We start from the raw sequence: 15,596 nt of genomic DNA, 5'->3' as shown, positions 1-15,596 counted from the left end.
CGCGCAAAGAAAGCCTGGAGAGATGCCCAAAGTAGCGATCGCAGACCGACTTTTCCTCACCGCCGAGAGCGAGAACACTCCGCAACACGTGGCCTGCCTAGCAACGTTCTTTCTACCGGACGACGCTGAGGACGGCTGGGTCGGCGAACTCGCCGCACAACTCCGATCCCAAACAGCATTCGGTGCGCCGTTCAACTACAAAATCCACCGCCCCGCGCTCAAGAATCTCGCACCGAAGTGGGACGTCGTACCCGACGACCGAATCGACATCGACTACCACTTCCGCTATACCGTGTTGCCACAACCCGGTGGCGAGCGCGAACTTGGCGATTTCATTTCCCGACAGCACTCGTGTCCACTCGACACCACGAGACCATTGTGGGAGTTCTACCTCATCGAAGGCTTAGAACGCCGCCGCTTCGCGATCTACTTCAAAGTGCATCACGCGCTGATCGACGCTGTCGGCGGAGTGAAGAAGATTTCAAAGATGATCACTCCGTTCCCCGATTCGGCGCCGGTCCGCGCACTGTGGACTATCGGACCGACTCCGAGGACAACCACTGCCGGGGAGCCGGTCCCGTTCGCGAACCGGGTCCGCGCTGTCCGCGATGTGATAGCTGGTACCGCGAAGACAGCGGCGGGGCTGGGCAGGTCAGCTGGCAGCATGATCGTTCAAGGTAGGCGCCGCGGCGATTACGATCTCGCGGTGCCGTTTATCGCACCTAATTCGGTGGTGAACGGCCGCATTGGCAGTCAGCGCCGCGTTGCTACCCAAAGCTATGACGTGAGCAGGATACGGGCAGTCGCCAAGGCCGCCGGGGTCACGGTCAATGACGTATTCCTCGCTATCTGTGCTGGGGGTCTGCGCCAATATCTCAGCGAGTTCGATAACTTGCCTTTGAGAACGCTGACCGCCGGTGCACCGGTCAACGTCCGCGACGCCAACGACGAACACACGAGCAACGCATTCAGCATGATTGTCGTCAACCTGGGCACTCAGATCGCCGACCCAGCCGAAAGGCTGCGCGCGATCGCGCGGTCCAGTAGCGAGGGTAAAGCCCAGCTTGCTGACATGCCAAAACGTGCGTCGGAGCTGTATCCGGCCTTGTTCATGGGGCCTTTCATCCTGCAGAACCTTATCGGCTCGGGCGGTCGCGGCGCGCCGCCGTACAACGTGTCAATTTCAAACGTGCCCGGACCCCTCGAACAGCAGTATCTGGCGGGTGCGCCGCTAGAGGGGATGTACCCGCTCGGCATGCTGTACCACGGTCTCGGGCTATTTATCGCGCTCTTTTCAAGCTCAGGCCGGCTTGGCGTCGGGTTCACCGGCGACAGCGGAAGTCTGCCTCACCTGCAGCGCCTCGCGATGAGTACGGGGGAAGCCCTGCTCGAACTCGAGAAAGCCTTCGACTTATGACATCGGGATCCCTGGCCGCCCTTCGAGCTGAACGCCAAGCCATTCTTGAATTCTGCAGTGGCCTCACCACAGACGATTGGGCTGCCGCCAGCATGGCGCAAGGCTGGACTGTCAAAGATGTGGTTACGCATATGGCGGCAAGTCTGCGGACGCTCATCACGCCCGCTGCAATTCCCGCCATGGCAACGAAACAGATCGAGCGGCTTAACGACCGCAGCGTCGACAAGTCGCGATCGCGGTCCCCCGAACAGGTGCTCGACGATTTCACCTCCTGGACCAGGCGTGGCATAATCGCGCTCAACCTGCTAACCGCCCCCGCGGTGGGCCGACTGCCGCTGCCAGTAGGCGAACTAGGTCGCTATCCGATCAAACTGTTCCCCGCGATGTACGTGTTCGATTGGCATACACATCTCCGCCACGACATCGCTCCCTCGCTCGAACGGCCCGCCCCACCAACTGACAAACAGCGCATGACCGCGATGATGGCCTGGCTGACAAAGCTGCTCGAGCAATCACACCGCAAACAGCTCGCCTGGCTAGACGCCACCGTCTCGTTAACGCTGCACGGCCCCGGCGGTGGGACGTGGCAGATCGAGCCGCTGCGCGACGGAGGACTACACGTACGCACGGGCACCACTACGGGGGCTGTTGCGCACATTATCGGCCAGGTCCTGGAGTTTCCCGTCTGGGGTACGGGCCGGGTCCCATGGCGTTCCTGCGATATCACTTTACGGGGCGACACGGACGTCGCTGAACGCCTCCTAGATAATCTCGACCTCGTCTGACGTCCTCCGCACGATGCCGCGCGGGCGCTCGAACCATCGCAGCAAGCGCGCGTAAACGGACGGGGCGAAGGGTCGCGCAGGCGGCTCACTCAGGGCAGTTTGCAGGCGGTCCAGCAGACTTTCAAGCACGGCATCGTGGGACGGCCGGATCAGCGTATGCCATATGAGCCAGGCCTTCGCGGTCGCATCTGCGTCGACCTCGTGCCGTACCAATGAGTGACGCGCCCCGGACGAGGCCACTGTGAACGTGTGTGTTCCGGTGATCCCCATGCCGTTCGGAAACGTGATCTCCATCAGGTGCCCAGGCGCATAGGCGCTGATCGTGCCGTGGGTGCCACTCGCGCCGACTGCGATAGGGCCGTCGAACTGCATAGGTTCCCATAACGGCGGGTAGAGCACGTCGTTCGGCTGGCCGAGCGTCGCCAGCAGTGGCGCGATGTCGTTCGGGCTGCCGGGAACAACCCTCTGGTGGACGTTGTGAATTCGCATGTTCCCTCTCTTCCATACGGTGCCGTATGGTTCCTATGTCCATACGGTACCGTATGGACATGCCGTCGCGACAGCGTTTAACCGCCTCTGACTGGACAACGGCAGCGCTCGAGGCGTTAGCGGAAGGTGGGCTTGCCGCCATTGCGATCGAACCGATCGCAACGCGCCTCGGTGCGACGAAAGGGAGCTTTTACTGGCACTTCTCAAGCCGGGAGGAGCTGGTCACTGCCGCGCTAGAGCTATGGGAACGTGTCGGCACTGACGATGCGATCACGGAAATCGAGGCAGAACCGGGCGGACTCCCCAGGCTTCACGCCTTGATTGTGGGGGCTGTCGAAGGCCACACAAGCGATGCCGCGCGCGCTGAGCTGGCACTGCAAGCAACGGCGCGCCACCCACTCGTCGGCCCAGTCCTGGGACGAGTCACGCGGCGGCGGCTCGACTACCTCGCTGAACAGTTCACCGAACTGGGTTTCCCGCCGGGCGAGGCGGCGCGGCGCGCCCAACTCGCCTACGCGAGCTATCTCGGTGTTGCCCAACTCGCCCACGCGACACCGGACGAAGTGGACCTATCCGCCGAATACCTAGAAACCATGGTCCGAACCCTTACCGCCACCACCTCAGATCCGTCTACGGGTGTCGTGTAAACCCCTCGAAAATGGTCGGTTCTGTTGACTTGCGAAGATGGATTCACTGAGCGGGGCGAAACGGTGGTGCGCCAATCGGCGGCCCCAGATCTTCGGGCGCCGCTGGTTCCTTGCGCATTACCAGCACCGTAAGCAGCACGCTGACGCCCACTAGCGCCACAGAGATGAATAGGCTGCTGTTCAGCGCCGAGACGAAAGCCTCCCGGACAACCTCGACTGCCTCCGACTCACCCACCCCAACGGTTTGGTCAAGTTCGGCTCGAGCACGTGACGTATCCGCGAGCAGCCCGGTGAGGTTCCGTGCTTGCGCTTCCGTCACTGTCGTGTCCATCCCCGCCAGAAGAGTCACGACGCGATTCGCCTGCAACTCATTGAACAACGCTCCCGTGAGCGCGACTCCCATCGTCGCCCCAAGGCCACTCAGCGTGACGAGTAAGCCTGATGCGGCTCCGGCACGTTCAGGGTTGACAGCATTCATGGCCGCAAGGTTCATCGGCGTCAGCGCCAGGCCTGTGCCGAACCCGATGATCGCAGTTGGCAGCCACAGCTGCGCCACCGTCGTTTCGGTCGTCATGCGGGTCATCAGGAAGATACCAATCGACATCAACCCAAGCCCCACCACAATTGGCGGGCGCGGCCCCACTTTCGCAGCGATCTTTCCGCCTAGTGGTGAACCGAGCACCATCAGCCCGGTCAGCGGCAGCAGCACGATCCCAGTGAAGATTGCCGAGTAACCGACCATTTGCTGGAAGAACAGCGGCAAGAAGAACAACAGAGCACCCAGCGAGAAATCGAGCGCAAAAATCACCACGAGCGACCCGGCGAAGTTTCGCCGCCGCAATAAGCTGAAATCGATGATGGGGAACGGCACGCGGAGTTCGACCACGACGAATACCACTGCCGCAGCTGCTGCCAGTGCGAACAGCGCAATCGTCGATGGGGCACCAAACCCCCAGCTTGGACCTTGAATGAGAGCCAGGCTCAGCGCCGACAGCAAGAACACCGAGACTGCCGCACCCAGGTAGTCGATGTGGCGCGACGCATGTGGGTCTCGAGACTCGGGAGTCGCAAGAACAACAGTGGCGAGAATGGCAACACCAATGAGGATGCAGACGAGGAAGATTGCCCTCCAGCCAACCAACTCGGTAAGGAGACCGCCAATGAGTATCCCGACTCCCGAAACTAGCTCCGTCGCCCCACCCCACAGGCCGATCGCTACAGCGCGCTGCGCGTCGAAAAAAACATCGGTGATTACTGACATCGACGAGGGGATCATGGCCGCTGCACCAGCGCCAGCGACGGCAATGCTCCCGATCAGCATTGGCGCTCCGACAGACAGTGCGGCGAGCGCCGAACCGCCCACGAATGCACCGGTGCCCGCGAGCAGAATCAGTCTGCGCCCGAAGACGTCGGCGACGCGGCCGGCCACGATCATCAGGGCTGTGTAGGGAATCAGGAAAGCAGTAACTGTCCACTGCAGCGCTTCGAGCGACGTGCCGAATTCGTGGTGAATCGAGGCGAGCGCGACAACGATGGCGGCGGTCGGCAACTGCGATATCCCAGCCGCTCCGACCGTGGCCGCCAAAGTCCGCCGATTGCCCCGAGTTGGTGGCACGGATTCTATGGTGTCACCTCGCGTGGTTCTGCACGGCCAAACGCCACGACGAGGCAGTTGTCCGAGCAGCTACGGTGCGGTAAATGTCCCGACACCAGGCAGTGATGGCTGGCCTGCTGTGGGGCTGTACGCCGAGCCGGTGAGGCTCACACTGAACACGACCGGGCCGGGACCGGTATTCACAGTCGCGGTCGTCGGGGTCGGTTCGAGGAAGTTTTCGCACGGCCGCACCATCGCACTGCCTGCTGCGCCTGTCGTGACATTGAGATAGTCGATGCGCACCAGCGCGCCGCCGAACGTCGTTGCGCACACTTCGGGTCTTGCCGGTGCGGCGAACGTGACGCGACCTGGTTCCGGGCTTGCCACGGTCACTGCGGCGGCGTGGATCCCGGGCACGACGAGGCCTGAAACCACAAAACTGTGCGCGGGCAGCTGGAAGACAGCCACCGGCGTCTCGCTGATGGTGACCGGTTCGGCAGCCGCGGCTGTGGCCGTCATTGCGATGCACGCAAAGGTCGCGGCGCCAATGGCAATACAATTTCGGGCAGTTCTGGTATTTCGGACGAGACGCATGATAGTCCCTTCTTCGTAATCCCCAGTGAGCGCGTCGGTTTGACGATACTTGGCGGCACGAGCCCTGTCTCAATCATCAGCACGTGAGAATGAACCGCGACGCCGATTTTCTGATTGAGGACGTCAACTGTCCTAAATCAGATTCATGATTGTGGATAGCAATCCATTGATCGGAGAGGAATCACAATGAGTGCGCCTGATCGCTACATTCCGGGAGTGCCCTGCTGGGCCGATACCAATCAGCCTGATCCAGATGCTGCCGCGACGTTCTACGCCGGCCTGTTTGGGTGGCAGTGCGAGGACATGATGCCGCCCGACGCGACGACGAAATACCTGATCGGCCGGCTCCCTGGTGGTGACGTCGCCGCCGTCACAGGGTTCGAGGAGGGAATGCCGCGGCAAGCGGTGTGGAACACCTACATTTGGGTGGAGAACGCCGACGAGACCGCGACCCGAGTCAAGGAGGCGGGCGGAACGGTCCTGATGGGTACCTGGGATGTGCTGGACCAGGGGCGAATGGCGGTCTGTTCGGATCGCGAGGGAGCGCATTTCATGATCTGGGAGCCACGTGGTCATCGCGGTTCCGCCGTGGTGAACGAGCCTGGCAGCGTGAACTTCAACGACTTGTACAGCGCGGATCCCGAAGGAGCCAAGCAGTTTTACAAAGCGGTCTTCGGCTGGGAGATTCTCGACCTCGGTCCCGGTGGACAGATGTGGACTCTGCCCGGATATGGCGAGCATCTTGATCGTCTTACACCTGGCACTACCGCTTCGATGGCGGAGATGGGCGCTCCTGCAGGGTTCGAAAACGTTGTGGCGAGCCTGAATCCCCTCTCCTCCGGCGGAGAAGACATCCAGCCCCACTGGGGCATCACCTTCGGCGTTGCAGACACCGACGCCACCGCCGCCAAAGCTGTCGAACTCGGCGGCAAGGTCGTGATGCCACCGACTGACGCGCCCTGGGTCCGGATGTCGGTGCTTCAGGATTCCGCCGGTGCGGTCTTCGGTGCCAACCAGTTCGTACCCGAGAATTCCTGACCGCGATGGCTTTTGACGTTCGCCCGGCCGTTGACTTTGACCACGTGCGCGCGCTCATCGGTCCAAAACGCCCCGACGCGAATGTGTGCTGGTGCCTGAGCTACCGGATTCCCTCGAAGCTCAACAACGAGTTGCGCGGTCCGGCACGCGGCGAATACGTCGCAGGGCTCGTACACGGTGATCCGCCACCGGGCGTCCTCGCATACGACGGGAACACTCCAGTGGGGTGGGCCGCCGTCGCCCCGCGTGCTGATACAGCGTTCGCTCGCAACCGGAAAATTCCGCATGTGGACGACCTTGCTGTGTGGTCCCTGTGGTGCATCCGGGTCCGCCCCGGGCACCGCGGCCGTGGCATTTCACACGCGTTAATTGCCGGCGCGACCAGTTTTGCGCGCGACCACGGCGCTCCGGCGATCGAAGCGTACCCGCTCGACAACCGCGGAAGAAAGGTAGACCTGACGATGGCGTACCCCGGACTCCGAGCGAATTTTGAGGCCGCAGGGTTCAGGTATGTCGCTGATACGGAATCAGTTCTCAGCGGTTTCCCGCGCGTTCTTATGCGCTTCAATCTGGCGTGACCGCCACGTGCTCTGGAGGACAAATTGGCCGAAGTATTGCTGAAGCCGTCGATGCCGGTGGCCGAAAAACGCCCGCAGAATTCGCCCCAGCAAACGCGTAGCTGGCCGCAGCACAATCCGGGGTTCGAACGTGATCCGATCATGGACTTTCGTTCGGCCACCGGGCACAAAGGAAAGAGTTCGTTCGTGCTCCCAGCGTTTCATGCTGAGCATCGTGGACTTCTCGTGGAAGCGGCGGCCAGCCTCCAGGTCGGCGATCGTGAGGTGGTCGTAGTCGAAAGGCAGCACACCGAACAGTTTCAGCCATGCCCGGCCTAGCGGTTCGCCGAGAACCACATTGTCGATCGTGAGCGATTCTGACCCGCGTGGCAGACTCATCGTCATCCACGGCCGCATTTCATGATTGATACCGTCTGGACTCACGACGCGGGACCAGACGTGTTCGATCGGTGCATCGATGATGGCGCTGCGGTCGATCATCATGTGCCATTTCCCCTCTGCGTCAGGCAAGCAAGTCCACGCGATCTAGATCAACCTTAGGATGAATCCGCTCGGCTCCTCCAGCACATCGCCAGTCGAGACAGTATTCTTGAAGTTTCCGCTCATCAGGGCTAACCAAGGCCAGGCGCGGATACAGGGAGCGAACATGTCCGCTGACGCGAGTAACGTTCTGCCTCCGGCCGGCGTGGATCCGGCCGGCCATATCCGGCTGACATCGCACAGCGGCAGCGCAAAAGCCCCACTGATCACCTGGGGCGCGGCAGCGCCGAGCGACCGTGGCCCGATCATCGGCACAACTAGCACTCGTGCGCAGCGCAACGTCATTGGAACTCACAGCGGTTCGTACAGCGTGTACCGTGCGCTCGCGGTCGCGGCGGGCGCGTTGTCGAGAGAACATCGTGCTGATCTAACGAACACAGCGCCGACCGAGTCGATAGGTCCATATCCGCAGTGGTGGGAGCCCGGCGCGATCGTGAGCATGGATCCGTGGGGCGCGATGATCGCTGAAGCGTTCGCGAACGATCTGGCCTCCGGCATGGACATCCGGCCCACGATCGCGGTGACGAAGGCGCATGTGTCGGTTCCGGAAATCGCTGACGCGATCGCGCGAGGCCGTCTCGTGCCGGACGGACGGATTCTGCTGACAAATGGCGCGGCAGTAGTCACGAAGGTGGCGGTCGAGCCTGTCTGGTTTCTGCCGGGTATCGCGGCTCGCTTCGGCTGCACCGAGACGGAACTGCGCCGTGTGCTGTTCGAAGAAACCGGCGGGATGTTCCCGGAGCTCGTCACCCGTCCCGACTTGGAGGTGTTCCTGCCGCCCATAGGCGGTCAGACGGTGTACATCTTCGGAAAGGCAGCTGACCTCGCTGACCCTGCGGTGGAGCTGACAGCACGCGTGCACGACGAATGCAACGGCTCCGACGTCTTCGGCTCGGACATCTGCACTTGCCGCCCTTACCTGACTCATGCGATCGAAGAGTGCATCAGAGGCACCCAGCAAGGCGGTGCAGGTGTGGTCGCGTACTCCCGCAAGGAAGGGCGAGCGCTCGGAGAAGTTACGAAGTTCCTCGTCTACAACGCGCGAAAACGACAGGCAGGTGGCGACACCGCGGACCAATACTTTGCGCGCACCGAGTGCGTCGCCGGCGTGCAAGACATGAGGTTCCAGGAGCTGATGCCTGACGTCCTGCACTGGCTGGGAATCCGGAAGATCCACCGCCTGGTGTCGATGAGCAACATGAAATACGACGCAATCACTGCTTCGGGAATCGAGGTAGGTGAGCGCGTCAATATTCCGGACGGTCTGATTCCACCTGATGCGCGTGTTGAAATGGACGCCAAAATGGCTGCCGGCTACTTCACGCCGGGCCCCGTCCTGGGGGCGGAACAGCTGAAGCAGGTCCGAGGACGCGGACTGGACGAAACGACGGACAATCCCGTTGGTGCGGCCGCTGCGCTTCGATCAACGGCTGCTATCCGCGATCGAGCGAACCAGTTGCTGCACCGCGCGCGCGACGGGCGCTCTACCTGGTTCACCGTCGATGACGATGCGCTGGATCTAGCGTCCGCCGAAGTCGCCGCGATCACTCGCGAGCGCTACCCCAGCTTGACGATCCCGTACCACAGCCGCTGGCGCCATTTTGAGGCCGGCGGCGTGGACCGGCTCAGCGATCTGAAAAATGGTCTTGCTGACGCGAGTCCGAAGGTCCGCGCAGCGGCAATGATTGACCTTGCAATCGTCAGCGTTCTGCTCGACGCAGGCGCGGGACCGGACTGGGCGTTCGCGGAGCACGCGAGCGGACAGGTTTTTACACGGTCGGAGGGGCTGGGAGTGGCGAGCTGGCATGCGTTTGTCAGCGGTCTTTTTTCCAGCGATCCCGCCAGCCCGCTGCAGGCCGACGCGGACGGTTTACGGCGACTGACTGCCCCGCAGCTGGCTGAGGCGTTCCAGGTAAGTAGTGCCAACCCGATTGTGGGACTCGATGGCCGGGTTGAACTGCTGCATCGCCTCGGTGCTGCGGTTTCCGCGGCGACTTCGGCTGGACGCCCTTCCGCGCTTTTCGACGACCTGACGGAACCGTCGGCTCACGACATTCTGACCATCCTGCTCACTGCACTCTCTGGTATTTGGCCCTCCGGAAACGCGATCAGTGGGGAACCCCTGGGCGATTGCTGGCGCCATGCCGCCGTCGCCGGGCCCGGCCTCACCGACGGCTGGATGCCGCTGCACAAGCTGTCGCAGTGGATGACGTACTCCCTCCTCGAGCCGTTCGAACTCGCAGGTCTACCCGTGTCGGGGGTCGCCGCACTGACGGGGCTTCCGGAGTACCGTAACGGTGGCCTCCTGCTCGACACCGGTTTACTTCGGCTGCGTGATCCGGAGTACGCAGCACGCGAATGGACCGTTGGCGACGAACTGGTGGTCGAGTGGCGAGCGCTGACTATCGCACTGCTCGACGAACTCGCCCCGATGGTCCGTGCCCGTCTGGACGTCAACCCAGCACAAATGCCGCTGGCGTGCGTGCTTGAAGGCGGAACGTGGGCGGCCGGGCGCGCCCTGGCGCAGCGGCTGCGCGGTGGACTGCCGCCGCTCTCAATCGTCAGTGATGGTTCGGTCTTCTAGAAGGGACCCTCATGGGTGAACTACATGTACTCGACCATCCGCTGATCCAGCACAAGCTGACTTTGATGCGCCGGAAAGAAACGTCCACGAAGAACTTCCGGCAATTGCTTGATGAGATTTCTACCTTAATGGCCTACGAGGTGCTCCGAGATTTCCCGGTCCACGAAGTTGAAATCGACACCCCGCTCGAGCAGGCAACGGGTGTAAGCATCGACGGCAAGAAGGTCGTGTTTGTGTCGATCCTTCGGGCAGGCACTGGCATTCTCGACGGGATGCTCAAAGTTGTGCCGGTCGCCCGCGTTGGCCATATCGGACTCTACCGCCAGCCGAAAACACTTGTCGCTGTCGAGTACTACTTCAAAATGCCGGATGACCTGGGCGAGCGGGACATCGTGGTTGTTGACCCGATGCTCGCTACGGGCAACACCGCTATCGCTGCTGTAGAAAGGCTCAAGGAGTTCGAGCCCAAATCCATAAAGTTCGCATGCCTTCTGACCTGCCCGGAAGGCATCAAAGCCCTGCACCGGGCGCACCCAGACGTACCGATCTACACCGCTGCCGTCGACCGCGAACTCGACGAACACGGATACATCCGGCCTGGCCTCGGAGACGCCGGCGACCGCATCTACGGAACCAAGTAGCTTTTCCCCGCAACAGGGTTAGGCTTCTCCGGTGAGGTCCTTCCACGGCGCCGCCTCACGAGGCTCCGCCCGCGGCAGACCTCCGGGGCAACGTCCGCTCGGACTTTTCCTGGTCGTGATGTTGATGTTCGGCATCATCACCAGCCTCAACGGGATGTCGGCGCTCGCTACCTACGGCCTGGGCGCGGTGTTCTACCTTGGTGTGGCCATCGTGCTATTCCTGATCCCGGCCGCGCTGGTTGCCGCGGAACTCGGAACGAGTTGTCAGCGCGATGGTGGCGTATATGTATGGGTCAGCGAGGCCTTCGGTCCGCGTGCCGGGTTTGTTGCGACGTGGCTCCAATGGTTCCAGAACGTAGTCTTCTGGACGGTAGTGCTGACCGGTGCGGCTGCAATGTTCGCGTTGTCCCTTCGCTGGGAAGCCGGGGCTGAGAACAAGCCGTACGTTGCGGGACTCGTCGTAGGCACCATCTGGCTCGTGACCGTCCTCAGCCTGCGAGGCTTGCGCAGTTCGGGACTGCTGGGCACTTTCGGCGCGATCGTCGGGACTATTGTGCCCGCCCTGGTATTGGTCGCTTTCGCCGCGGCCTACCTGATGCAGGATCGCCCGTCGAACATCACCGGATCGTCTGCTGAGCTGATCCCGGACCTCACTAAACCAGCGAACATCACTTTCGGACTTTCCGCGATCCTCATATTCGCGGGCATTGAGGTGATGGCCACGAGAATCGGGGAAATGCGCGACCCGGCTCGCGTGTATCCCTTGGCGACGCTGGTGTCCGTGCTGATGATCGCGGTTTTGATGGTTCCTGCAACTCTCGCGATCGCGGTACTAGTGCCGAGCGAGCAGATCAACATCACCGCCGGAATAGTGCAGGCCATGAACGTTGGGGTCGACCACATCTGGCATATCGGCTGGCTGGTCCCGCTGATGGCGCTCGCGATCTATGTAGATGCGATCGGCGAGATTGCTGGCTGGATGGCCGCCACCCCATCGGCAATGGCTACCGCAGCGCGTGATGGGCACCTTCCAAAACGGTTCGCGCAGCATACGGCCCGCAACGCCGCGAAGCCCGTACTGATCGGCCAGGCCGTGATTGGCTCCTTGCTCAGCTTGCTATTCATCTTCCAGCCAAGCGTTGCCAGCATGTTCTGGCTACTGAGCGCCCTGCTTGTGCAGTTGTATCTGATCATGTACGCGATGATGTTCGCCTCCGCACTGAAACTGCGCAAAACGCAGCCTCAGCGAACACGCCCGTTCACCATCCCAGGCGGTGCCTGGGGAGTCAGATTGATCTGCGGAGTGGGTATCTGTTTCTCGACGGCAGGCGTCATCGTCGGATTTTTCCCGCCCGCCGGGCTTGCTGAGGCAACCGCCGTCAGCCACACGATCATCCTGGTGGTCGCAGTGCTTATCGGAGTGCTCTCGCCCCTCGCAGTGTCCCTTCTGAGCCGACGGCGGGCTAGCGGGTAGTACTCACTTCCGGTACTGCCCTGCCCTGTTCCGGCTGCAGCCCAATGGCCACGGCTTCGCCGCGGGTGGCTACTCCCAGTTTGCGAAGGATCTTACCGACGTGGAATTTGACGGTACTTTCGCTGACACCGAGCTCATCCGCTATCGCTTTGTTGCGTTTGCCGCTGGACAGGTGGGCAAGCACTTCTCGTTCGCGCGCGTTGAGGTCGGCGAGCAGTTCTTCGTTGGCCCTGGTGGCGGGCGGCTCCAGCGGGTAGGTGATGATAACCCTGCTGCCCCACCCGTCCAATACCTCGATGGTGAGGGTTGCCCCTAGTGCGCGAGCTCGCGCATCAAGCTGGTGGCGCAGGGTATCGCTATCGAGGCCGCCGGGGCCCTGGTCGCGGATGTCCACAATCAGGTTTGTTCCGTCGCACTGCCATCCGATGCGGATCCTGGATAGGTCCGCCTGTGCAGTGAACGCGAGCGTGCAGGTGGCGGTCATAGCGCGAGCGGCATACGCGATCTCTCCCGGGATCGGACGCCCACCGGCGGGCGGGGCGATGTAGTCAATGTTGATCGTCTGGTCACGCAATAGAGTGGCGATTTCGCGGCGCAGCCGCTTGAACGCCGCAGTAGGTGTTTCCTCGGAGAGCGCTCGGTCATGCGTCTGGGTGGAACGCAACGCGAGAAGTGCCGCGGTTGCGGCTTCACGTGCTGTGATCCGGGCTTGCGCATCGTCAAGGCTCCTTGAGCGCAACGCTGAGAGAATCGAAGCGAGGCTTGCTTCGTGGGCTGCAGTGAGTTCGGCGATGGTGCGTGCCCGCTCGACTGACGCGGCGCGTGACTCCGCGAGGTAGTCAGGGCTCGCCTGAACGACTTGCTGGCTGATCGAGGTCGCTACCAGCCCGAAGACCGCCGACAATTCTTCATCATGCGGCGCGGGCGTGCCCGGCGTCTGCGGCACGAGAACGAGCAGAGTGTCCGTGGTATCGCGGGCCGCCCAAATCCAGCGTGCCTGACCGCCGAAATACTTGGTGCCGGAGTAGCCTGCTGCTGGTCTGGCGTCGTCCTTAATGACTTCGAGCTCATCGATGGTGACAGCTGAGACAATCTGGGCTTCACCAGCCACTTTGCGCGGCCGCCCGGTGCACTCGCGAGTGAAGATCACAAGCGCGGTGTGCGGCCAGCGTGGCTGGAGGAAGTCTGATAAGCGGTGGGCGATCTCGAACAGCGGCCCCGCGATTACCTGCCGGATCGAACGGAGTCGCTCAGCGTCAGAGATTGGTGGTGCTGTCACGATGTCCCGTCCCGAGGTGTTGGCTGACAGTCTAGTAATTACTGATCGTACGGCTAGATCCCGCCGTTGGGTATGAGCGGTAGCGTCAATCCACAGATGCGCACATGTGCATTCAACTCAGCTCAACAAGCTCGTTTGGTGAGGAGCACAACGTTTATGTCACAGCAGGTTCGGGGTGTGATCGCCCGGTCGAAGGGCGCCCCCGTTGAGGTCACCGACATCGTAATCCCAGACCCCGGGCCCGGTGAGGTCGTCGTCGCGGTCGCGGCATGCGGGGTATGCCACACCGACCTGACCTACCGAGAGGGCGGTATCAACGACGAGTTTCCCTTCCTTTTGGGTCACGAAGCCGCAGGCATCGTTGAAAGTATCGGCGCCGGTGTGGATTCGGTAGCAGTCGGCGATTTCGTTGTGCTCAACTGGCGGGCCGTGTGCGGGCAGTGCCGCGCGTGTAAACGCGGTCGTCCACACCTGTGTTTCAGCACCTTCAACGCAACGCAGAAGATGACGTTGACCGACGGCACCGAGCTCAGCCCCGCCCTCGGAATCGGTGCATTCGCCGAGAAGACCCTGGTTCATGCTGGACAGTGCACGAAGGTGGACCCCACAGCCGACCCAGCCGTCGTCGGCTTGCTGGGGTGCGGTGTGATGGCTGGGCTAGGTGCCGCAGTGAACACCGGTGGTGTCGGGCGCGACGATACAGTCGCCGTAATTGGTTGCGGCGGTGTCGGTGACGCAGCGATCATGGGTGCCGCGCTTGTCGGGGCACGGAAGATCATTGCGGTGGACCGAGACGAAAAGAAGCTCGAATGGGCCAAGGAACTCGGCGCCACACATACCGTGAACGCAGCTAAGTCGGATGCGGTCGAGGCGGTGCAGGAACTCACCGACGGGTTCGGTGCTGACGTTGTGATCGACGCGGTCGGCCGCCCGGAAACTTGGAAGCAAGCGTTCTACGCTCGTGATCTGGCTGGCACTGTCGTGCTGGTCGGTGTGCCGACTCCGGACATGAAACTCGAGATGCCGCTGCTGGACTTCTTCTCCCACGGTGGTTCGCTCAAGTCGTCCTGGTACGGAGATTGCTTGCCGGAGAGGGACTTTCCTACACTCGTCGAGCTCTATCAGCAGGGCCGGCTGCCGCTTGAGAAATTTGTCACCGAACGCATCAAGATCGACGAGGTCGAGGCAGCGTTCCACACCATGCACGGTGGCAATGTGCTGCGTTCGGTGGTGGTCCTGTGAGCGGGCAGCTGCGCATCGAACACGTCCTGACCGCAGGTGTTTTCGAACTCGACGGTGGTTCCTGGGATGTCGACAACAACATCTGGCTCATCGGTGACGATGACGACGTCATCATTATCGACGCCGCGCATGACGCGAAACCGATCATCGCCGGTGCTGGCAATCGCAACGTCACCGCGGTGATCTGTACCCACGGCCACAATGACCACGTCACCGTGGCCCCGCAGCTCGGGGAGGACTTGCACGCACCCGTGCTGCTGCACCCCGGTGATGACCAGCTCTGGCAGATGAGCCATCCAGGCGAAAAGTACTGGGCGCTGCACGACGGGCAACGGATCGCCATCGCGGGAACCGACATCGAAATCATTCACACACCCGGACACTCCCCAGGTTCGATATCGCTGCATCTCCCGGAAGCGAAAGCCCTCTTCTCGGGTGACACCCTCTTCTCCGGCGGCCCCGGCGCGACGGGTCGGTCCTTCTCTGACTTCCCGACCATCATCGGCTCCATCCGCGACAAGCTCTTCGCTCTGCCTGAAGACACCCGCGTCTATACGGGGCACGGCGACAGCACCACCATCGGCACCGAGGCCCCCTACCTCGAAGAATGGATCAGAAGAGGTCACTGAACCGCAATCTCCTCGGGAAACTACGCATTTACTCGGTTTGTTCCGTATTTGTCAGGATGGTGGTG

The 15,596-nt window shown here is 62.0% G+C and carries 15 protein-coding genes; 10 read left to right on the top strand and 5 right to left on the bottom strand.

The window, feature by feature from the left end:
- The first annotated feature begins 22 nt into the window (after positions 1-22).
- Positions 23-1,417: a wax ester/triacylglycerol synthase family O-acyltransferase gene (locus tag FHU29_RS07040; protein ID WP_064442182.1), complete on the top strand. Its 1,395-nt coding sequence runs from the start codon at positions 23-25 to the stop codon at positions 1,415-1,417.
- Entirely contained in the window at positions 1,414-2,202 is a 789-nt protein-coding gene (locus FHU29_RS07035; RefSeq protein WP_064442183.1) for a maleylpyruvate isomerase family mycothiol-dependent enzyme, read from the top strand. Before FHU29_RS07040 ends, FHU29_RS07035 begins: the two co-directional genes overlap by 4 nt.
- Here the strand turns inward: FHU29_RS07035 and FHU29_RS07030 are convergent.
- Positions 2,179-2,691 carry a hypothetical protein gene (locus FHU29_RS07030; protein WP_064442184.1) on the bottom strand — a complete coding sequence of 171 codons (513 nt, stop codon included), beginning with the start codon at positions 2,689-2,691 and terminating at the stop codon, positions 2,179-2,181. The two genes, FHU29_RS07035 and FHU29_RS07030, sit on opposite strands and share 24 nt — an antisense overlap.
- 59 nt (positions 2,692-2,750) lie before the next feature.
- Here FHU29_RS07030 and FHU29_RS07025 point away from each other — a divergent pair, with 59 nt between their 5' ends.
- Entirely contained in the window at positions 2,751-3,338 is a 588-nt protein-coding gene (locus FHU29_RS07025) for a TetR/AcrR family transcriptional regulator (protein WP_232323065.1), read from the top strand.
- 43 nt (positions 3,339-3,381) lie between these two features.
- Here the strand turns inward: FHU29_RS07025 and FHU29_RS07020 are convergent, their stop codons facing one another.
- Positions 3,382-4,953, bottom strand: coding sequence for an MFS transporter (locus tag FHU29_RS07020; RefSeq protein WP_064442186.1), 1,572 nt, complete (start codon positions 4,951-4,953; stop codon positions 3,382-3,384).
- A gap of 69 nt (positions 4,954-5,022) precedes the next feature.
- Positions 5,023-5,451, bottom strand: coding sequence for a hypothetical protein (locus FHU29_RS07015; protein WP_064442187.1), 429 nt, complete (start codon positions 5,449-5,451; stop codon positions 5,023-5,025).
- A gap of 261 nt (positions 5,452-5,712) precedes the next feature.
- On the opposite strand from FHU29_RS07015, the gene FHU29_RS07010 reads away from it, so the two are divergent.
- Both FHU29_RS07010 and FHU29_RS07005 read left to right on the top strand, forming a co-directional pair.
- Positions 5,713-6,564 (top strand): VOC family protein, encoded by an 852-nt coding sequence (locus FHU29_RS07010; RefSeq protein ID WP_064442188.1) that lies wholly within the window; start codon positions 5,713-5,715, stop codon positions 6,562-6,564.
- 5 nt (positions 6,565-6,569) lie between these two features.
- A complete protein-coding gene (locus FHU29_RS07005) occupies positions 6,570-7,142 on the top strand; it encodes a GNAT family N-acetyltransferase (protein WP_064442189.1) in 573 nt (190 codons plus the stop codon).
- Here FHU29_RS07005 and FHU29_RS07000 read toward each other — a convergent pair.
- Positions 7,092-7,625: a hypothetical protein gene (locus FHU29_RS07000; protein ID WP_232323066.1), complete on the bottom strand. Its 534-nt coding sequence runs from the start codon at positions 7,623-7,625 to the stop codon at positions 7,092-7,094. The genes FHU29_RS07005 and FHU29_RS07000 overlap by 51 nt on opposite strands.
- Before the next feature lie 58 nt (positions 7,626-7,683).
- Here FHU29_RS07000 and FHU29_RS23830 point away from each other — a divergent pair, with 58 nt between their 5' ends.
- The 3 genes from FHU29_RS23830 to FHU29_RS06985 are packed head-to-tail and all read left to right on the top strand — an operon-like array spanning position 7,684 to position 12,381.
- Entirely contained in the window at positions 7,684-10,266 is a 2,583-nt protein-coding gene (locus FHU29_RS23830) for a GTP cyclohydrolase II (protein WP_423785863.1), read from the top strand.
- An 11-nt stretch (positions 10,267-10,277) separates the two neighbouring features.
- Positions 10,278-10,907, top strand: coding sequence for a uracil phosphoribosyltransferase (gene upp, locus FHU29_RS06990; protein WP_064442190.1), 630 nt, complete (start codon positions 10,278-10,280; stop codon positions 10,905-10,907).
- A 31-nt stretch (positions 10,908-10,938) separates the two neighbouring features.
- Positions 10,939-12,381, top strand: coding sequence for an amino acid permease (locus tag FHU29_RS06985; protein WP_232323067.1), 1,443 nt, complete (start codon positions 10,939-10,941; stop codon positions 12,379-12,381).
- Here the strand turns inward: FHU29_RS06985 and FHU29_RS06980 are convergent.
- Positions 12,371-13,660 (bottom strand): helix-turn-helix transcriptional regulator, encoded by a 1,290-nt coding sequence (locus FHU29_RS06980; protein ID WP_064442192.1) that lies wholly within the window; start codon positions 13,658-13,660, stop codon positions 12,371-12,373. The two genes, FHU29_RS06985 and FHU29_RS06980, sit on opposite strands and share 11 nt — an antisense overlap.
- Positions 13,661-13,816: 156 nt before the next feature.
- Here FHU29_RS06980 and FHU29_RS06975 point away from each other — a divergent pair, with 156 nt between their 5' ends.
- Together FHU29_RS06975 and FHU29_RS06970 are read left to right on the top strand one after the other, a co-directional pair.
- Positions 13,817-14,902 carry an S-(hydroxymethyl)mycothiol dehydrogenase gene (locus FHU29_RS06975; protein WP_064442193.1) on the top strand — a complete coding sequence of 362 codons (1,086 nt, stop codon included), beginning with the start codon at positions 13,817-13,819 and terminating at the stop codon, positions 14,900-14,902.
- Positions 14,899-15,531: an MBL fold metallo-hydrolase gene (locus FHU29_RS06970; protein ID WP_064442194.1), complete on the top strand. Its 633-nt coding sequence runs from the start codon at positions 14,899-14,901 to the stop codon at positions 15,529-15,531. Before FHU29_RS06975 ends, FHU29_RS06970 begins: the two co-directional genes overlap by 4 nt.
- The last annotated feature ends 65 nt before the right edge of the window (positions 15,532-15,596 follow it).

The organism is Hoyosella altamirensis, assembly GCF_014191505.1.
In the GTDB taxonomy this organism is placed as follows: domain Bacteria; phylum Actinomycetota; class Actinomycetes; order Mycobacteriales; family Mycobacteriaceae; genus Hoyosella; species Hoyosella altamirensis.
Note: the sequence above shows the minus strand (reverse complement) of the source record. Positions and strands in the feature narration are given on the sequence as shown.

Bases quoted from the DNA above. Each gene is read 5' to 3' on its own strand.
- FHU29_RS07040 (WP_064442182.1), top strand. From the start codon at position 23: ATGCCCAAAGTAGCGATCGCAGACCGACTTTTCCTCACCGCCGAGAGC.
- FHU29_RS07035 (WP_064442183.1), top strand. From the start codon at position 1,414: ATGACATCGGGATCCCTGGCCGCCCTTCGAGCTGAACGCCAAGCCATT.
- FHU29_RS07030 (WP_064442184.1), bottom strand. From the start codon at position 2,691: ATGCGAATTCACAACGTCCACCAGAGGGTTGTTCCCGGCAGCCCGAAC.
- FHU29_RS07025 (WP_232323065.1), top strand. From the start codon at position 2,751: ATGCCGTCGCGACAGCGTTTAACCGCCTCTGACTGGACAACGGCAGCG.
- FHU29_RS07015 (WP_064442187.1), bottom strand. From the start codon at position 5,451: ATGACGGCCACAGCCGCGGCTGCCGAACCGGTCACCATCAGCGAGACG.
- FHU29_RS07010 (WP_064442188.1), top strand. From the start codon at position 5,713: ATGAGTGCGCCTGATCGCTACATTCCGGGAGTGCCCTGCTGGGCCGAT.
- FHU29_RS07005 (WP_064442189.1), top strand. From the start codon at position 6,570: ATGGCTTTTGACGTTCGCCCGGCCGTTGACTTTGACCACGTGCGCGCG.
- FHU29_RS07000 (WP_232323066.1), bottom strand. From the start codon at position 7,625: ATGATGATCGACCGCAGCGCCATCATCGATGCACCGATCGAACACGTC.
- FHU29_RS23830 (WP_423785863.1), top strand. From the start codon at position 7,684: ATGAATCCGCTCGGCTCCTCCAGCACATCGCCAGTCGAGACAGTATTC.
- upp (WP_064442190.1), top strand. From the start codon at position 10,278: ATGGGTGAACTACATGTACTCGACCATCCGCTGATCCAGCACAAGCTG.
- FHU29_RS06975 (WP_064442193.1), top strand. From the start codon at position 13,817: ATGTCACAGCAGGTTCGGGGTGTGATCGCCCGGTCGAAGGGCGCCCCC.